Consider the following 18,033-nt stretch of genomic DNA (forward strand, 5'->3'; position numbering starts at 1 on the left):
GTCTACAAGACTCTTATGGAAATGATCAAAAACCGCCTCGAAAAAAATCTCAAAAAATTAAAACCTTGGGCTCAAAGAGCTAAAATTGAAGCCTATCGTCTATACGATCGAGACATTCCCGAGTTTCCATACATCGTCGACATTTATGGCGAGCACATCCTCGTCTACGATAAATCGGACCCAGTTAAAGATGCGGGAAAAAACCATCTCACTGAGATTCTAGGGGCGATTGAAGTCCTCTTTAAAATCCCCTCTGACAAAGTTATTCTTAAAAAGCGCGAACGCCAAGAGGGCACCAATCAGTACAATAAGTTAGCTGAAACAAAAAACTACTTTTCGGTGCGTGAATCGCAGGCTCTTTTTAAGGTCAACTTGCACGACTATTTGGACACGGGGCTTTTTTTAGATCATCGCCCCATGCGCTACAAGATCTACAAAATGGCCAACACTAAGAAGGTCTTAAACCTATTTTGCTACACTGGTTCGGTGTCGGTTTTTGCGGCCCTTGGAGGCGGAAAAGTCACAAGCGTAGATATGTCCAACACCTATATCAATTGGGCCAAAGAGAATTTTAAACTCAACAATATCAATCCTGATGAACATGAATTTGTCACTGAAAACGCGATTGAATGGATGGACAGCCAAAGAAAGATTCAAAAATACGATATCATCTTTTTGGACCCACCGACCTTCTCAAATTCTAAAAAAATGGTCGAAGAATTCGAAGTTGAACGTGACCAGCACTTCCTTGTCGATGCCTGCATGCAAATGCTCAATGTTGGCGGCGTTTTATTCTTTTCAAATAATAAAAGAAAGTTCAAATTGGCAGATGATCTAGCGAAGAAATATCTGGTCAAAGATATCACCACCGAGACAATTCCACAGGATTTTCATGATCAGAAGATCCACCACTGCTTCGAAATCAAATTGAAATAAATATCAAATACGGAGTTTTTTCGAATTTTCGAGAAAACTCCCTCTTCGCACTTTCAGAGTAAAAACCCAGCTATAAACGATTTTAAGGCCATTTCAGCTCGGATCTCGCTTCTGAAAAGACGGGCGACTCTTCCCGAGATTTTGCTCTACAAAAAAATGTCCCCACGGGGTCATTAATCCTTGCCCTCTAGCAAAAAAGGACCTATGAGGGTCTCTCGAAAAAACAATCATTTAGGGGGTTAGGGAATTGAAAGCTCTTGGTCGTCATATTCTTGTCGAGTTCACTGGGTGTAATGCAGAAGCATTAAATGATGTTGCATTGATTGAAAATGCAATGGTTCAAGCTGCGCAAATCGCGGGCGCAACAGTGATTAATTCTACGTTTCACTATTTTTCTCCGTGGGGAGTGAGTGGTGTCGTTGTTATCCAAGAGAGCCACCTTGCCATCCATACTTGGCCTGAATACAGATATGCTGCCGTGGACTTATTCACTTGCGGTGATTCTGTTGATCCTTGGATTTCTTTTGAACACTTGAAAAAAGCTTTCGAAGCAAATTTCTCTGCTATCGAAATGAACCGTGGTTCACTGCACACAATCAAAAAGAACGAGGCTTACAAGCCTGACCATATCCGCAATGCGCCTTCTTTTGATTTGGCAAAACCACAAATCGAACGCAACGTTTGGTTCACTGACAAAGATGAGAACCAAGCTCTTTCTTTGCGTTACACAGGAAATGTGTTCTTTGACGAAACTTCTCCGTATCAACGCGTTCGCGTTCTTGAATCTCAAAAATACGGTAAGTTCTTAGCCATCAACAACATGGTTATGTGCACAGAGCGCGATGAAGCTCACTATCACGAAATGATCGTCCACCCTGTTATGCAAACTCATGGAAATGCGAAAAACGTGCTTGTCATCGGAGGCGGTGACGGTGGAACTATTCGTGAACTTTTCAAATATAATGTTGATAAAGTGACAATGGTTGAAATTGACGAAGCCGTTGTACGCGCTTCAAAGCTCCACTTGCCAACAATTGCTTCGGAATTCAACAATCCGAAGTTGAACCTAGTTATCGGTGACGGCATCCAGTTCGTTAAAGACGCGGCTCCGGGAACTTACGATGTGATCATCGTTGATGGTTCTGACCCTGTTGGACCTGCTGAAGGCCTCTTTACAACTGAGTTCTACACTAACTGTAAGAACGCCCTTAAAGAGAACGGTATGTTGATCACGCAAGGTGAGTCGCCTATGTTCCACGAAGCGACGTTTGTAGAATTGAACAAGTGCCTAAAAGGTATCTTTGGCCAAAAACAAACTCACACACTGCTTTTCCACTCTACTACTTACCCTACAGGTATGTGGTCTTTGCAAATGGCTGTTAAAGGTCAAATGCACCCTGCCAAAGATTACAGCAAAGAAACAGCGGCGAAGTTCGTTCAAGACAAAGGTCTTAAGTACTACAACGAAGATCTTCACCAATCATGCTTTGCGCTACCGACATTCGTTAAAAAGATGTTGGGCGAATAATACAAATGAGTTAGTGTCTTCTTGGTAACTAAATGAAAACCAAGGAGACACTCACAATGTTTAAACTTCCTGAATTACCATACGCAAAAACAGCTCTTTCTCCATTTCTTAACGAAGAGCAAATGGGCTTTCACTACGACAAGCACCACAAAGCCTACATCGACAACTTAAACAAATTCATCGAGACGGATTCTTCTCTTCAAGGTAAATCTTTGGAAGAAATCGTTCTTTCATCATCTGGCGGTATCTTCAACAATGCTGCACAGATCTGGAACCACACTTTCTATTGGTTCAACATGGCCCCAGTTGGAAAAGGCGGACAGGCCTCTGCAAAACTAGCAGAAGCTATCGTTCGTGATTTCGGCTCTATGGATGAACTAAAAGCAAAGTTCATCGATGGCGGCGTGAAGACTTTTGGATCTGGTTGGATCTGGCTTTGCACGGATGCCAATGGCAAATTGAGCTTGGTATCAACATCCAATGCGGCAGTGCCATTCACTAACAACGGACCAACACCTATTTTGGTTGCAGACGTTTGGGAACACGCTTATTACGTTGATTACCGCAATTTGCGCGCGAAGTATCTTGAGACTTTCTGGAATCATATCAACTGGGAATTCGTTTCTAAGTGCTATGAGTCTGGCAAAGTAGCTAACTTGACTCCTTCAATGAAGGCGTAAAACAAAAAGGGAACCGCAAGGTTCCCTTTTTTATTCTCACGAGAATCCACTAATTAAATTGCATCTTCGCATTAGTACGGCTGAGTCAGAGTCGAATTTGCAAGCTCCATCGCATAAGCAACCGCAATTTTAGAAAACTGGGCCGAGTGCTTGAAATTCAACTGTGGAGAAACGACGTCATTTTTTGTATGAATATTTTTATTCATTTTATTCATCGTCGACTCAAATGGGACCACTGATGGGAAACCCTGACGGTACCAAGAAGCATGATCACTGCAGCCGTACCCACATTTATCATCAACCATATTTGCGCCGACGTATTGCTTATTCACCTCTTTCACGAAGTCTCTAAGCCAAGACGAAGTGAAATCCGTCATCATACCAATTGTACCAGCACCACTACCCGGAAACAGCGTCATATCTAACTGAAGAGCACCGATCACATTTTTTGATTCAGATTTATATTGTTTAGCAATCTCTGCAGAGCCTAACAGCCCGGACTCCTCACCCGCATACCAGAAAATTTCGATTGTACGCTCGGGTTGCCGCTGGGCCATCAAAATGCGTAAAGCTTCAATTAAGTTAGAAGATCCTGAAGCGTTGTCATCTGCGCCAGGGGCAATGTCAGAATTTCCCCCACCCCAACCATTACTTACGATGGAATCCAAATGGCCACCCAAGACGACGATTTCATTAGGTTTTGATTTTCCCAATAGACGTACGCGGATAGAATTCTGAGGAGTCGAACTGTGCTTAATAAAGTCGATTTGATATGGCAGAGAGGACTCACCTAACATGGACTCTAGGCGCATTTTCAATTCGGTGACCGCAACATTCGCGTCTTTTCCTTTATTGTACCGATTCGGGAAGGACGAGAACCACTGAACATAAGCACGCAGATTGTCCTCGCTGACTTCATTCACAGCACTTTGGATCTCTGACTTTGGGGCCAATGCTATTTGCTTAAAAGAGATCTGAGAATACAGAAGATCTTTTTTAACACTCGCTGAAAGACTCTTTAAACTTTCTACAGTCATTTGAATATTTGCGACTTCATTTTGATCCAGCTGCTCGAAGCCACCGCATTTTCCGATTTGGTGAGAGCGCACTTGCAATCGATATTGCATCTCTGGAGTGATAACAGCGTATCCTACTCCTGAATCAAGGTCTTTTGCCAGAATAGGAATGTTCAAAGCTTTTAGATCATTAAGATCTGCCAGAACAGGTTTTGTTGAAAAGCTCTCCAACATTGGGTGAGCTCCAGCTTCCATGCCAATCAGTGCTAAAAGCACGATGAATAATCTCATTTTCAAATCCTTTTGAAAAATTGCAGACTATTAATGGTGCCCATGCTTTGAGCTGTTTGGGTAGTCCAATTTTGAATTATTTTTGCTGAGCCGGAGAACGACCAAACGAACACCAATTGAGGTGCTTTTTAGTTCCACCATCATAAGAATAGGCTAACTTGTTCTTTAAAAGCACATCCTTTACCAGAACCCCATCGGCGGAAACATCAGCTAAGATTCGAAAATACTTGTCCCGTTGAACGTTTAATAGATCAACCCGTTTTGCACGAGCCAGAACGCCTTCGACAAGCTGCCGAGCCGCCCGAGCAGCCTGTTTTTCACATTGATCCTTTGTCTTCACTTCTGGGGTATCAATGCCTGCGATTCGCACTGATACTTTCTGACCAAATAAGGGATGTACTCCTGGGATATCCACAGTCAATGTGTCCCCGTCATAGTTTTTCAATACTTTGACGCATTTAAATGATGTTTCACTATGACTGCATTGCTCTCCAGCCTGCGCTGCCGAAAATAAAAGAAGAATAAGACTTCCAAAAATAAAGATGATTGTCTTGATGATGTTCATAGAATTAAGCTGAACATAGGTGGACACAAAATGCACACATTCTTTTGGCAGTTATTAGAAATCACAATAGGAATACAATTTTTGTTTTGGGGCCTGAATGGATTTTTTCACTGGATAAAGCCCCCTCAGAATGATCAAGTATTCACTGAGTTTATCCTGGCCTGCTTCCAAGTACGCTACCTGATGACTTCGGTTAAAATTTTTCAAATAGTTGGTGGCCTATTGATAGCTTCTCAGTATAAGCCAACTTGGGGCTTTCTCATTTTAAGTCCCATAGCGTTTGGAATTACTTTACTACAAGTTTTTCATGCGAAAAATCCTTGGCCGGTTCTAGCTCCTCTAACGATTCCGTTCTTTATCATATTTTTTTCTAAACTCGCTGTTCTTTGGCCAATAATTAGCTAAAATAGATCCATGAGCAGCGCAATATTTAACCCCGAAATCGTTCGTTTTCCAGGCTGTGATCTTGTTGGCATCACCACATTTAGCAGCTTCGAACTGGAAAAAAAATCCGACGGCTTTATCCCCACCACGTGGGCGAAGTTTTATGCCGGGAATATGATCGAAAAAATTCCCAATAAGATCGATACAACGGTTGTTGCCGTACGATTTGACTATCACGATGATGCACAACGAAGCTTTCGCTTTTTTTTGGGGTGCCGGGTCACAAGTCCGGTCGAAGTTCCATCTAGCATGGCTCATCTCTACATTCCCGCTGACGACTATGTTAAGTTTGCAAGCCCCCGCGGAAAAAGTCCTGGCAATGTTTATGAAACCTGGGATCACATCGATTCATTGAAAAGCACTGATATTGGTGGAAATCGAAAATACTCCTTTGATTTTGAAGTCTATGATGTAAGGACCATGAATTTTCGAGACTCAACCGTTGATATCTACGTAGCTCAGGCACCAGAACTTCACTCGTAACACAATCCAATCCCTAACGTAATTATTCTACAGGCAACCTAATTATTTGGTCTTTGCATTTTGTGAATTTTTCGTAGCAGTATCTAGTTATGAAAAGACACATTCTTCTTAAATTTCTAATGACCGCTTTTTCTTTTACGGCATCGGCAACTTATGCAGATGTTTTTCCTTATTTGCAAAATTCGGACAGCTACACTCCGCGATTACCCTCTATTGAATCTTCTCGGCAAGAGATTACGATATCAGGAATTTCTAGCGGCGGCTTTATGGCCATCCAAATGCAAGTTGCTCACTCGTCTTTGATAAAAGGAGTTGCGACATTTGCTGGAGGAATTTGGGGTTGCGCCGAAGGTGATCCATTAAAAGCCCAAGACCTTTGCATGGAAAATCCCCATAAGATAATTTCACAAACTCACGTCGAAAGAGCCGCCACCTTAGCAGAGCGCAATCTTATCGATTCCCTCAATAATTTAACGAACGTTCCTTTTTATATTTTTAATGGCTCGAAAGATTCCACAGTACGCGTGGAAGCGGCCCTTCGAGTCCAAGAATTTGCCCAAGCATTCAATGGGAAAACATTTTTGAAAGTGGATATTCCTGCAGAGCATGGCTTTCCAACTCTGAGCCAAGGCAATGACTGTGATAAAAAGGCAGCTCCATGGGTGCAAAACTGCAATTATGATGGAGCTGGGAATGCATTGAGCTTTCTTCTTAAAAATTTGCGAGCGCCTAAAAATATCAAGCAAGTTGAAGCAAACTTACAAATTTTTTCACAGAAGGAATTTCAAACACCCGGAAGCTCGTTGGCGGATTATGGGCATATTTACATCCCCAGTGCCTGTCGGAAGCAGATCAACAGCGACTGCAAAGTTCACGTTGCCCTTCATGGATGCCGCATGAGTCCCGACGTTGCTGGAGAGGCCTTTATACGATACGCAGGCTACAATGATTGGGCAGAGGCAAATAAATTGGTTATCTTGTATCCGTCAGTTAAAGCGTCAGAAACTATAAATCCAAGAGGATGCTGGGACTGGTTTGGCTATACGGGAAGTAATTTTTTAACGAAAGAGGCCAAGCAGATAACGGCCCTTAAGAATATGATCGATCGGCTCGTGGCTAAATAGCCACGAGCAATTAAAACTCTTAATTATCTTCTTTTCTTTGGTCGGGAGCTCGCTCCAGATTTCGAGTTGCCTTTAGGACCACCCTTCGAACTGCCGCCTTTTGGCCCACCACCGGACTTGCCAGCAGCCCCCGCTTTTCGCGGAGCTCTTGGTGGACGATGACGATCACGATTCTCTCGGCGTTTGGCTTCTAAAGCAGCCTTCGCTTTGCCGACACCGATTACAGGCGCTTTCATTGCCTCTTCAGAATGAAATGGAGAATCCGTTACAGGAGTGATTTTATGTCGGGTTTCTCTCTCGATCGCGAAAAGGAAAGACTTTTCCTCGGGAGTGACAAAACTAAATGCGATCCCTGTTGCTCCTGCACGAGCAGTACGACCGATTCTGTGCACATAGTTTTCAACAATATGAGACAAATCATAATTGATCACATGTGTGATGTTATCAATATCAATTCCGCGAGCAGCAATATCTGTTGCAACTAAAACACGGGCACGATCGTTTTTGAAATCCTCTAGGGCGCGCTGACGTGCACCTTGAGATTTATCACTGTGAATCGCTACCGCATCAATCCCGACCTTTTGAAGCTTATCCGTAATGCGATTAGCAACATGCTTCATTTCTACAAAAACTAAAACTTTATACAAAGAATTATTTTTCAAAAGTTCGATTAGCAAATTTAGTTTGTTATCTTTATTAACAAAATAAACAAACTGTTCCACTTTATCTGCGGTCTTCGCTGGCGGAGTGATTTCGACTTTCTCGGGATGATGTAAAATTCCATTAGCCAAATCTTGAATTTCTTTAGGCATAGTCGCAGAGAAAAATAGATTCTGACGCTTTTTTGGAAGCAAAAGAATGATTCGCTTTACGTCAGCCAAGAAGCCACGCTCTAACATCTGATCCGCTTCATCCAAAACAAATACTTCTATTTGATCAAACTTGATAAAGCCTTGCTCGTATAAGTCCATAAGACGTCCGGGCGTCGCCACCAAAACATCTGGGCCAGCTTTAAGAGCCGAAACTTGAGGACCTTGCCCAACCCCTCCAAACACCACTGCCGATTTTACTTTTGTGTGTTTGCCGTAGCTTTCAAAGCTTTCGTGAATCTGCAAAGCCAACTCTCGCGTTGGTGAAAGCACTAAGGTTCTTGGTGACAGGGATTTAGGACGAGTACGATGGGCATCCATACGTTGGATGATAGGCAAACTAAAAGCGGCAGTTTTGCCAGTTCCAGTCTGAGCGATGCCGAGTAAATCTTTTCCTTCAAGTAAAAGAGGAATTGAGCGCGCCTGAATTGGAGTGGGGGTTTCGTAGCCCACCTCTTTAATAGCGAATTGGATAGGAGCAATTAAGGGAAGATCAGTAAATTTCATAGTTTGAGGGTTTTAGGCCCTCTAAGCTAAAAAGTCACTGACTTTAGACTTTCTTACCGACTTTGAGTCGCTTCAAGCTCAATTAAGGTCTTTTTTATATGGATATCCCCAGCAAAGCCCTGCAGCTTGCCAGATTTCGCGATAACCCTATGGCAAGGAATCAAGATACAAAGAGGATTGCGACCATTGGCACCCCCGACCGCTCGAATAGCTTTAGGATTTTTCATATTTTCTGCCTGGGCCTGGTACGAGATTGTCTGCCCATAAGGAATCTTTTTCAATTCTTGCCAAGCCATCAGCTGAAAATCGGTTCCCTCGTATTTAATAGGCAAATCGAAAGCCTGTCGGCGTCCTTCGAAATATTCATTAAGTTGGCGCTTCAACTGATCCATCAAAGCGCAACTATCTTGAGTCATTGGCGAGAACTTTTTTTGAAGACGAGGCCAGTTGTCATCAAAAGCAACGACATATACATAATTATCATCCGTAACCAAGTACAGCTTTCCTACGATAGTGTCGATGCTTGTCGAATAAAACATAATCTCGTCTTCTTTTTGGTTTAACTAGGCGCTTTTCTGTTTATCTTTCCAGATGGAATAAACCACAGAGCTACCAATACATAAAGCAATAATTAACAAAGACCAACTAATTGGGAATTTCCCCCCAAAAGCTTCATTTAAATAGACCATTTTTAAACCAACAAACACAAGAACCGATGCGAGGCCATATTTGATATACGCGAATCGATCCATGACTCCAGAAAGCATGAAGTACATAGAGCGAAGCCCCAAAATCGCAAAGATATTTGACGTAAATACAATCAGTGGCTCTTTAGTCAAAGCAAAGATTGCCGGCACCGAGTCTACTGCGAAAATAATGTCCGTTAACTCAAGAAATATCAATGCCAAGAAGAGTGGTGTCACATAACGAACCCCATCTTTTTTAATGAAGAACTTATCGCCTTCAATTTTTGGATGGATCTTAAAAACTTTTCGCAACTGTTTTACGATAAAATTCTTATCTAAATCTGTTTCCTCGGTTCCAGCAAAGTACATCTTAATACCGGTAAAAATTAATAAGACACCGAAGAAGATCACAACGGCATGGTACTGCATTAAAACAGAACCTAACGCGATGAAAATTCCACGGAATACCAAGGCACCAAGGATTCCCCAAAACAGAACACGGTGTTGATAGATTCTTGGAATTGCAAAGTAGGAAAAGACGACGGCAAAAATAAATATGTTATCAATTGCAAGTGACTTTTCGACAACAAAGCCGGTTAAAAACTCTAAGGCTGAATTTTTCGCCTGTTCATTACCATCAAAGCCCGGTATCGCTAACAAACGCGGATCCACAGAAAACTTCCACTGCGCATACTTATAGAAAAGGAAGTTAAACACTAAAGCAAGACCGATCCAAATGGATGTCCAAACCGAGGCTTCTTTAAATGAGACCTCGTGGGCTTCTTTGTGGAAAACTCCTAAATCTAGCGCCAATACGGCCAAAACAAATACAGTGAACGCGACATAAAACCACCAATATTCAGCAAATGGGAATAATAACATCTATAGGCTCCTTTATTTCTTTATCTTAAAGAGAAAACTAGTATACTTCAAATGGATAAAAGAACTATCTTGCATAGATTAAAACGATGCAAGAATCGAGGCCCCTATGAACCAATGGATTAACTACCACCACCTGTTCTATTTTAAAACAATTGCCGAATCAGGCAGCGTATCCAAAGCCGCAAGCCTATTAGGACTAGGACAGCCGACATTGAGCGCCCAACTAAAGCAATTCGAAAACACCCTTGGAGTGAAACTTTTCGAGCGCCAACACAAAAAACTCATTCTAACCGAGCAAGGTGATGTCGCACTTGAATATGCACGCAATATTTTTAAAATGGGCAACGAAATGTATGAAGCCCTTCACGACAGACTGAAGCCATCGAAGATTCACCTGCAACTGGGAGCCCTCGACGGCATTCCGAAGCACATTGTCCTGCACCTGACTCAGTTGGCATACACTGTTGCTCCATGCTCCATCACTTTAAGTGAAGGAAAATTTGACGATTTAATTAGGGATGTTGCAGCCCACAGAGTGGATCTTGCAATTACAAATTTTCCTGCTCCACCTGAAGTCGCTAAACTTTTGATTCAAAAATCGATTTTAAAACAAAAAATTGCCATTTACGGTTCGCCAAAATTTAAGGACCTAAAACTAAACTTTCCGCAATCCTTAAAGGGCCAAAAATTTGTCCTTCCCACTTACGATAGCCAGCTTCGCTTTGGAATTGAGCACTGGTTACAATCAAAAAATATTGAAGTGGATATTATCGCCGAGACCCAAGACACCGCGCTCAAAAAACTAATGGCAACAACTGGTATGGCCTTAATTCCCGCAGCTGAGCATACTGTTCAAACTCATCTAAATGAAAAAGAGCTTATTGAAATTGGACATCTATCGGGCGTCTATGAAGAACTTTTCCTTATCAGCTCTAAAAGAAAAATCGAAAACCCCATCGCGGCAGCCCTCATGGAAGAATTCAGTGATCACCTTAAAGAGGTCGGAAAAAGGCCTAAAAAATAGAAATCGTTTCTCCATTTTTTAGTGCCTTAAAATCCTCATTGGATAAATTGAGTTTTGTAAGAGCGATCTTTAGGTCTTCAATGGGCGCATCGATGCCTTCGTCGGTTAACTGAAACGTTCCAAAATGGGCTCCAAGACTAAGCTTAGAACTCAAATCGATATGAGCCATGACTGCATCTTCGGGGTTCATATGTTGCTCTTTCATAAACCATCGTGGCTCGTAAGCACCAATAGGTAGAATTGAAAGATCAAAATTTTGCCACTTCTGCTGAATCCACTTAAAGTGGGGGCCGTACCCCGTATCACCAGCAAAATAGATTTTTCGTCCGGCGGCTTCGATTATAAAACTTCCCCAAAGCATTTCATTCCGATCGAAAATTCCTCGGGCGGTCCAATGCTGCGCGGGAGCGAAAGAGATCGCCTCGGTCGTACTTAATTGATGGGTCTGCCACCAATCAAGTTCAATCACTTTTTTTGCACCGAATGATTCCACAAGTTCTTTGGTTTTCATCGGAACTAAAAAAACGGGATCAAATTTCTTTGTTAGCTGCCGAACTGATTCTTTGTCTAGATGATCATAATGACTATGGGAAATAAGTACAAAATCAAGCTTTGGTAATTCAGCTATCGTCGCACCAACAGCCCGCGATCTTTGGGGCCCAGCAAAAGAGACCGGGCTGACCCTGTCGGAAAAAACAGGATCCGTTAAAATGCTATACTCTCCCAACTGAATATAGAAAGTTGCATGATTAATAAACGTCACTTTAATTTGGGCTGGCACAGACGGCGAAGCCAAATCTGGCATCTTATTATCTTGAACCCACTCTGGCCAAGATGCTTGATCGCGAGTAAACTGCCACTTCAGAAAGTCAAAAAATCCTTTATCTGATTTAATCCATGGATTAAAGAAGTGACGCCCGTCAAAATGATCTGATGACGAGGAATAACCTCCAGAAGAAAACAAACCGACCAACAAGAATAGACAGAAGGCAGAGCGAAGCATCAAGAAATCCCCCGATATAGACTATTTATTTAATATAAAAGTTCCAAGTGATAAATGATTAGCCAAACCTTATCGAATGTGAAAAAACAATGTTATGAGTACTGAAAATCCGTGTCCAAAATGCAAGTCCCCCTATGTTTATCAAGATGGCAACCTCTGGGTATGCCCCGAATGCTCTTACGAGTGGAGTACGCACCAACAATCGAACGATGAGGTTCCAGAATCTACAGGCCCTAAGGTATATAAAGATGCTCATGGCAATGTCCTACAAGATGGTGACACTGTGACGGTCATCAAGGATCTTAAAATCAAAGGATCCTCGTCGGTAGTTAAAGTCGGCACTAAGGTTAAAAACATCCGTCTCGTTGACGGAGCCGATGGGCACGATATCGCATGCAAAATCGATGGATTTGGCGCCATGAATCTAAAGTCAGAGTTCGTAAAAAAAGCTTAAGATACATTAATATTATTTGTTTATAAACACGGCTTTGTCGTCAAAAGTGACTACACAGCTACGCTTTAAATTGGGCTATGGTTATTTATATTTTACTCATTGAAAGTAGTCATGGCCACGTTTTTAATTCTATTTAATATTGCAATTTTTCTTTCGGCAGTAATGATCATTTCCTACGCCTACAAGCTTAAATACCTAAGCAGCATCCGCTGGTTGATGGGTCTTGTAAGCATTTTTTGCTTTATTGCTTTTTGTGTTCTGAATGTCTATCTGCAGCCAGAATTTGAGACAAAAGTTCTTTTTTCCCGCGCCCGATATTTAGGAATCTGCTTTTTAGCTCCGTTTTGGCTCTACTTCATTGCCTCAATTTTTAATTTTAAGGCCCTCACAGAAAAGACCTATCTTAAAGTCTTCTTTTTTTTCGTCCCCGTCATTACGTTTATACTTTGTCTTAATCCTGCAACTCAAAATTTAGTTATCCGCGAATTTGAACCGACAACAGTATCTGGCTTGTCAGTTGTAAAATTTAGTAATGGCCCTTGGTTTCTTTTTTACTACATCAGCAATCTTATAACCGTTCTTATTGCACTACTCATAGGTATTTACCTCTACTTCAAAATTTCCGAATCGAAAAGGAGACAGATTCTAGTTCTTAACATTGGATGCCTAGTTAGTATTTTAGTAGATATTTATGTCGTATATACCAACACAGAATATCGATGGGTCAGTATATCAACTACTACCTTTCTTATCGCCCTTGGAGCCATTGTCATATCAATCTACAAACACCATCTTTTAGAAATTACTCCATTTGCACTTGAAAAAATATTCAACCAACTTCCAGATCCAATTCTGATCGTAAATAAAGACTATTTGATTCAAGAAGCGAATACGAAGGCACAGGCCGTTTTTGCCCTTCCCAGCGCCTATCAAGGTCAAAGATTAGATGTCGCAATCCCAGCCCTTAAAGAAAGTAGTATGGAAATCAAAGTCAATGGCAATGACAACTTACCTCGCCACTACTATTGGACCAAAGAGGCGCTATTTTTTGAAAGTAACGTAGAACCAATTGGTCAGATCCACTACTTCCGCGAAATTACCGCCCAAAAAGACATGGAAGAAAAGCTAAATGGAAATATCGAATTTAAGGCTCGAATGATTTCCCTGCTTGCCCATGATTTGACAGCGAATATCGAAAATCAAATTCAGCTCTCTTCAGCTGTTGTAGAGCACGAAATGCATGAAATTGACCTAATTAAGGAAAAAATGAACCTCTTAAACCAACTCTCAAGTTCTGCTCAAGGACTTATGTCCAATCTTCTATCCTGGGCAAAAACCGAATCATCGAACTTTCACCCAGAAGTTAGAGCTTACGAAATCAACACTTTAATTCGCGAGTGCATTGAAAATCTCGAACCTAGCTCGAAGATAAAAAATATCACCGTTCATTTTTCGACATTCAGTCAGCCGCTGATCGTATATGGCGATTCATTGATGATTGCAGCAATTATAAGAAATATTTTAGCTAATGCTGTGAAGGCCTGTAAGCAAGATGGACTGATCACTGTCGTACTAAATTCAGACACAGAAAAGGTTTTACTTCGCATCAAAGATGATGGCATTGGAATGACGGAAGAACAGCTTCAGAAAGCACGCGAGGTTCGTGATGACTTCTGGGGAGCCCAAAACTCTAAAAGAGATGGCTTTGGAATCGGTTTGGCCATTGTACAAAAATTCTTAACTTTGCATAATGGAAAGATTTACTTCAGCTCTTCAGTCGATAAAGGCACTGAGGTCGCGATTCACATTCCCTTGAAGATATAGAGCTATTAACTCGGCAGTGCCCCGAGTTCCTGTTTTTTGCATGATACGAGCGCGATGGGTGCGCACAGTTGCAACTGAGCAAGTAAAATGATCTGCAATTTGCTGGTTGGTCAAGCCTCGAGAAATCAGCTCGATGACCTCATACTCTCGCTTAGACAACGTCTGTAAAGTGTTCTGCTCTAATAGAACACTAATCGCAGGATCAATAAATTTAGCCGCGTTTGGCTTTGAAATTTTAGTTAGCAATGACTCTAGTTGATCCGTAGACTGTGTTTTCAAAATTAATGCATCGACCGCTGAATGCACGGCCTGTCCTAGAATGGCTGGATTATCTAATCCAGTTAGAACGATAATTTTAGCATCAATCGAGTTTTTTCTTAATAAATCAATAAGGTCTATGCCATTCATATCGGGCAAAGACAGATCTACAAAAATTAGGTCAGGCTTTGTGTTTAAAGCCATCTGTAGGGCTTCCCGGCCAGTTCCAGCTTCAAACACTCTGCTATCCAATGGAAGGTGGGTGCGAATAACCATGGTGAGGCCTGCCCGCCAAATGGGATGATCATCACATACTAAAACTTTCGAAAACGTGATTCTATTCATGACCTATTGTAGTCATAAAAAAGCCCGAATGAAAATCGGTTTTTTCGATTCACGCCAAATGCGGTTTGATCCGACGTAGCTGAGCTCTCTGATATGACAGCTCACTGTCAAAGAATAGAGCTCTTAAAAGAGGGTCTTGCAGCACATCCGCCTGATCTGGAGTCCGCGCCTTTGGAACATCATCACCAGTATCATTTATGCGTATATATAGCGAACTCAGTGACTCTCCTTGTGTCAATGCACTCCACAGCTTGAAGGCCACTATCTCGGTAAACCATTCGACTTCCCGAACCTTATCCACCTCTACAATACTCACACAATGACTGTTGACCTCGAAATAAAGATCATCAAAGCGGCTAGACTCCCAGTGAATTCTTAAAAGCCAAGGCCGGGTACATTTAAAAAACGCATCCGCGCTAGGATTTGCCTCATAACGATGAATTATGTGTTCTTTAAGAAATTGTTCGACGATTGCCGTTTGATCAAAATTCAGAACAGGAAAGTGCTTGGAAATCTGCTGAAGCGAAGGAATATCCTTAGAATCCATTACTTCCCCATAGGCAATTTCAGGCGAAGCACTTTTGCGCTTAACAAAATCAAGACTTATCCCTTTAGACAGGCCACTTGAACTTAATAGAAAAACTTCGCCGGGTTCCATCTTTTGAACAACAGCATTGGGACTTATCTGCTTAATAGTTTTTGAAAACGACTGATATGAGATAGGAAAAAAGAATTTGTTCATCCAAGACCATGGTTCGAAAGAAAACTGACAGGAGCTTGGCACGATATATTTATAACTAAATTCCCCGATTTGTTGTTGCCACTCGATTGGAATTTCAAAATCAGGCTCTGGGGCATTACGTGGACTTAAACAATCGATCTCTCGAAGAGTTTGAAATGGCCAAAGGATCAAATCCCATGGCCCCTTAGAAACCAATTCTTTATGGGTATCCCAATCCATCCAAGAATCCACTACATGCAAAACCTTAGTGTCCTTGCTAAGGATTTCAAAAATTGAATCGACTTCTACTTCCAAAGCAGGCCAAACACGAATCCTCAATCCGCCAAGATCAATAAAATCACCCACTTTAATGGTCTTTACATTTACGAAACCCAATTCCCGTAAAAGAATCTCATGGAGATCTCCTGAACAAAAAATATAGATTGGAACTTTTGAATCTAAATGCTGTAAACTCTCTAAAGAAAAGTGATCGTCATGAAAATGGCTAATGAAGACTGCATCAAATCCTTGCAATTTGAATCTTTCTAAATCAATAGAAACATCGGGATTCGCATAACAATTAAAACTAAATGGAGTCTCTAAGATGGGATCAAATAGAATTCGCACTCCATCTGCTTCAAAAATATATCCAGCGTGAAAAATTCTTGAAATCTTCATACCTAGTCTCTAAACATTTTTATTTCAGAAGAATTTTTCACTGCTGCTTTCTTTGCGGACTTTTTCCATCGGTAGACTTGTAAATCAACCACACCTATTGAATTTAAAACGACCCCTTCAGCTTCTAGTAACTTTCTTTGCTTTCGATAATTATGACTACCCTTTTCAAAAGAAATCATACCCTTCGAATTGATTACTCGATGCCAAGGAAGCTTATGCTTTGTTGAAGACGTATGAAGAATCCATGAAACCCCACGCGAACCATGGGCCTTCCCGCAAATTTCAGCTATCTGCTTATAGGTGGCAACTTTTCCTTTGGGAATCCGCGAAACCACTTGAATAACATCTTGAGTGAAACGACTCTGCATTTGCTGCTTATATCCTAACAATCTTAGTCAGGCCAAGGAACAAACTTGACCTCTCCCGGCACCATAGGAAAGGTTTTATCTACCCACATCTTTTTTGAGCGCTGCAAAATTTCTTTATCAGATGAAACCAGATTCCAATCAATATATCGAGGTTCTGGAAAGGACTCTCCGCCGAATATGACATAAAGAGCCGGCTCGGTGTGTTTGATGTCAATTTCATTAGTAGAATCCAGAACACCCATCTGACCTGCCGTCAATATCTCCTCGCCGATACCGACAGATCCCTGAACTACATACAATGCCAACTCAAAGGTACCTTTAGGAAGAACAAAGTTTGAATTCTTATCTGCAGCTATTTTAATATACAATAATGGCGAGCTTATTCTTACTTTTGACTCTAATCCTAATATAGAGCCAGCAATCACCGTAAGCTCAACGCCATCTTTATTCAAAACAGGAATATCTGATATCGAATAGTGTTCAAAACGGGGTTCACATTCTTCTTTATCTTTTGGTAATGCAATCCAAGCTTGAAGGCCATGCAATACTGGATCCTGCTGTATAAATTCATTAGGAATCAATTCGGCATGAGATATACCCTTGCCTGCAGTCATCCAATTGACTTCTCCAGCCTTTATCTCCTGAACTGAACCAATACTATCTTTGTGAAGAATTCTTCCCGAAAACAAATATGTCAACGTAGACAATCCAATATGTGGATGAGCCAGAACATCAGCATTTTTTGATACCTTTAAGGTATGTGGACCCATATGATCCAAGAAACAAAAAGGCCCAACCATTCTTTTAGCACGAAATGGTAAGACTCTTTGTACACTGAAATCATCGCCGATTTTTGCAACTCTGCTCTTAATTATTAACTGAATTGATTTAACACCTGAATTGTCTTTACCGTCTTGACTCATTTGTGATTTATCTCGGAAGCTTTCTTTAAATATTCGTCAGAACGAGCTTTATCCTGCAGCTGAAGACTCACCGAGGCTGCAAACTCCAAATTTTCCTTTGTAGGCTCTAAATCAATAAGCTTATCCAAACTTGGAAAGATGTTAGAACGATCCTCTAGCTTTAGCATGCTTTCGATCATAAATTTCATGGCAATAGCGTGCTTTGGATCTTTACTAAGCATTTCTTGAAATATTTTAACGGCTTCGCTGTGCCTTCCCTTGCTTGCCTCTATCTGACCTAACGCAAATAAATTAGACTCATTTCTTGGAGCATAATAGAATTTGTTGGCTTCGTAATAACGATAGCCCCCATACAAACCACCCAGGAAGACAATCACAATTAAGCTAATTAATATTTTAGAATTTCTTTTCATAGTTCTATTTT

Annotated in this window: 19 protein-coding genes; 8 read left to right on the forward strand and 11 right to left on the reverse strand. The window is 41.3% G+C overall.

Features of this window, described 5'->3' with window-relative positions:
* Positions 1-15 precede the first annotated feature (15 nt).
* The 3 genes from AC04MN_RS04130 to AC04MN_RS04140 all read left to right on the forward strand — a co-directional run bounded on the left by AC04MN_RS04130 (position 16) and on the right by AC04MN_RS04140 (position 3,144).
* Complete coding sequence (locus AC04MN_RS04130; RefSeq protein ID WP_475381925.1) at positions 16-936, forward strand: class I SAM-dependent methyltransferase; 921 nt, start codon at positions 16-18, stop codon at positions 934-936.
* A gap of 247 nt (positions 937-1,183) precedes the next feature.
* Positions 1,184-2,464 (forward strand): polyamine aminopropyltransferase, encoded by a 1,281-nt coding sequence (speE, locus tag AC04MN_RS04135; protein ID WP_475381926.1) that lies wholly within the window; start codon positions 1,184-1,186, stop codon positions 2,462-2,464.
* A gap of 56 nt (positions 2,465-2,520) precedes the next feature.
* Positions 2,521-3,144, forward strand: a complete 624-nt coding sequence (locus AC04MN_RS04140; protein ID WP_475381927.1) for a superoxide dismutase — start codon at positions 2,521-2,523, stop codon at positions 3,142-3,144.
* A gap of 71 nt (positions 3,145-3,215) precedes the next feature.
* Here the strand turns inward: AC04MN_RS04140 and AC04MN_RS04145 are convergent, their stop codons facing one another.
* The gene (locus AC04MN_RS04145) at positions 3,216-4,451 is read right to left on the reverse strand and encodes a M28 family peptidase (RefSeq protein ID WP_475381928.1); all 1,236 of its coding nucleotides are present in this window, start codon (positions 4,449-4,451) and stop codon (positions 3,216-3,218) included.
* Between the two features lie 76 nt (positions 4,452-4,527).
* The gene (locus AC04MN_RS04150) at positions 4,528-5,016 is read right to left on the reverse strand and encodes a thermonuclease family protein (RefSeq protein ID WP_475381929.1); all 489 of its coding nucleotides are present in this window, start codon (positions 5,014-5,016) and stop codon (positions 4,528-4,530) included.
* Positions 5,017-5,430: 414 nt separating this feature from the next.
* Here AC04MN_RS04150 and AC04MN_RS04155 point away from each other — a divergent pair, with 414 nt between their 5' ends.
* The gene (locus AC04MN_RS04155) at positions 5,431-5,943 is read left to right on the forward strand and encodes a GyrI-like domain-containing protein (RefSeq protein WP_475381930.1); all 513 of its coding nucleotides are present in this window, start codon (positions 5,431-5,433) and stop codon (positions 5,941-5,943) included.
* 89 nt (positions 5,944-6,032) lie between these two features.
* Positions 6,033-7,067, forward strand: a complete 1,035-nt coding sequence (locus AC04MN_RS04160) for an extracellular catalytic domain type 2 short-chain-length polyhydroxyalkanoate depolymerase (protein ID WP_475381931.1) — start codon at positions 6,033-6,035, stop codon at positions 7,065-7,067.
* Between the two features lie 23 nt (positions 7,068-7,090).
* On the opposite strand, the gene AC04MN_RS04165 is transcribed toward AC04MN_RS04160, so the two are convergent.
* The 3 genes from AC04MN_RS04165 to AC04MN_RS04175 are packed head-to-tail and all read right to left on the reverse strand — an operon-like array spanning position 7,091 to position 10,011.
* Positions 7,091-8,443 (reverse strand): DEAD/DEAH box helicase, encoded by a 1,353-nt coding sequence (locus AC04MN_RS04165; RefSeq protein ID WP_475381932.1) that lies wholly within the window; start codon positions 8,441-8,443, stop codon positions 7,091-7,093.
* Positions 8,444-8,496: 53 nt separating this feature from the next.
* Positions 8,497-8,982, reverse strand: coding sequence for a methylated-DNA--[protein]-cysteine S-methyltransferase (locus AC04MN_RS04170; protein WP_475381933.1), 486 nt, complete (start codon positions 8,980-8,982; stop codon positions 8,497-8,499).
* 24 nt (positions 8,983-9,006) lie between these two features.
* Positions 9,007-10,011, reverse strand: a complete 1,005-nt coding sequence (locus AC04MN_RS04175; RefSeq protein ID WP_475381934.1) for a TerC family protein — start codon at positions 10,009-10,011, stop codon at positions 9,007-9,009.
* 106 nt (positions 10,012-10,117) lie between these two features.
* Between AC04MN_RS04175 and AC04MN_RS04180 the strand changes: the two genes are divergently transcribed.
* Entirely contained in the window at positions 10,118-11,035 is a 918-nt protein-coding gene (locus AC04MN_RS04180) for a LysR family transcriptional regulator (protein ID WP_475381935.1), read from the forward strand.
* Here AC04MN_RS04180 and AC04MN_RS04185 read toward each other — a convergent pair.
* A complete protein-coding gene (locus AC04MN_RS04185; protein WP_475381936.1) occupies positions 11,025-12,038 on the reverse strand; it encodes an MBL fold metallo-hydrolase in 1,014 nt (337 codons plus the stop codon). The genes AC04MN_RS04180 and AC04MN_RS04185 overlap by 11 nt on opposite strands.
* 94 nt (positions 12,039-12,132) lie before the next feature.
* On the opposite strand from AC04MN_RS04185, the gene AC04MN_RS04190 reads away from it, so the two are divergent.
* Positions 12,133-12,492: a zinc ribbon domain-containing protein YjdM gene (locus tag AC04MN_RS04190; protein ID WP_475381937.1), complete on the forward strand. Its 360-nt coding sequence runs from the start codon at positions 12,133-12,135 to the stop codon at positions 12,490-12,492.
* 111 nt (positions 12,493-12,603) lie between these two features.
* A complete protein-coding gene (locus AC04MN_RS04195) occupies positions 12,604-14,316 on the forward strand; it encodes a sensor histidine kinase (RefSeq protein WP_475381938.1) in 1,713 nt (570 codons plus the stop codon).
* Here AC04MN_RS04195 and AC04MN_RS04200 read toward each other — a convergent pair.
* Genes AC04MN_RS04200 through AC04MN_RS04220 form a run of 5 tightly spaced genes read right to left on the reverse strand, consistent with a single transcriptional unit; the run spans position 14,266 to position 18,022 of the window.
* Positions 14,266-14,919: a response regulator gene (locus tag AC04MN_RS04200; RefSeq protein ID WP_475381939.1), complete on the reverse strand. Its 654-nt coding sequence runs from the start codon at positions 14,917-14,919 to the stop codon at positions 14,266-14,268. The genes AC04MN_RS04195 and AC04MN_RS04200 overlap by 51 nt on opposite strands.
* A gap of 49 nt (positions 14,920-14,968) precedes the next feature.
* Positions 14,969-16,318, reverse strand: coding sequence for an MBL fold metallo-hydrolase (locus AC04MN_RS04205; RefSeq protein WP_475381940.1), 1,350 nt, complete (start codon positions 16,316-16,318; stop codon positions 14,969-14,971).
* A 2-nt stretch (positions 16,319-16,320) separates the two neighbouring features.
* On the reverse strand, positions 16,321-16,686 hold the full coding sequence (locus AC04MN_RS04210; RefSeq protein ID WP_475381941.1) for an MGMT family protein: 366 nt from the start codon (positions 16,684-16,686) through the stop codon (positions 16,321-16,323).
* A 23-nt stretch (positions 16,687-16,709) separates the two neighbouring features.
* Complete coding sequence (locus tag AC04MN_RS04215) at positions 16,710-17,609, reverse strand: pirin family protein (protein ID WP_475381942.1); 900 nt, start codon at positions 17,607-17,609, stop codon at positions 16,710-16,712.
* Positions 17,606-18,022, reverse strand: a complete 417-nt coding sequence (locus tag AC04MN_RS04220; RefSeq protein ID WP_475381943.1) for a tetratricopeptide repeat protein — start codon at positions 18,020-18,022, stop codon at positions 17,606-17,608. Before AC04MN_RS04220 ends, AC04MN_RS04215 begins: the two co-directional genes overlap by 4 nt.
* Between the last annotated feature and the right edge of the window lie 11 nt (positions 18,023-18,033).

The organism is Bdellovibrio sp. ZFWA1, from assembly GCF_056175665.1.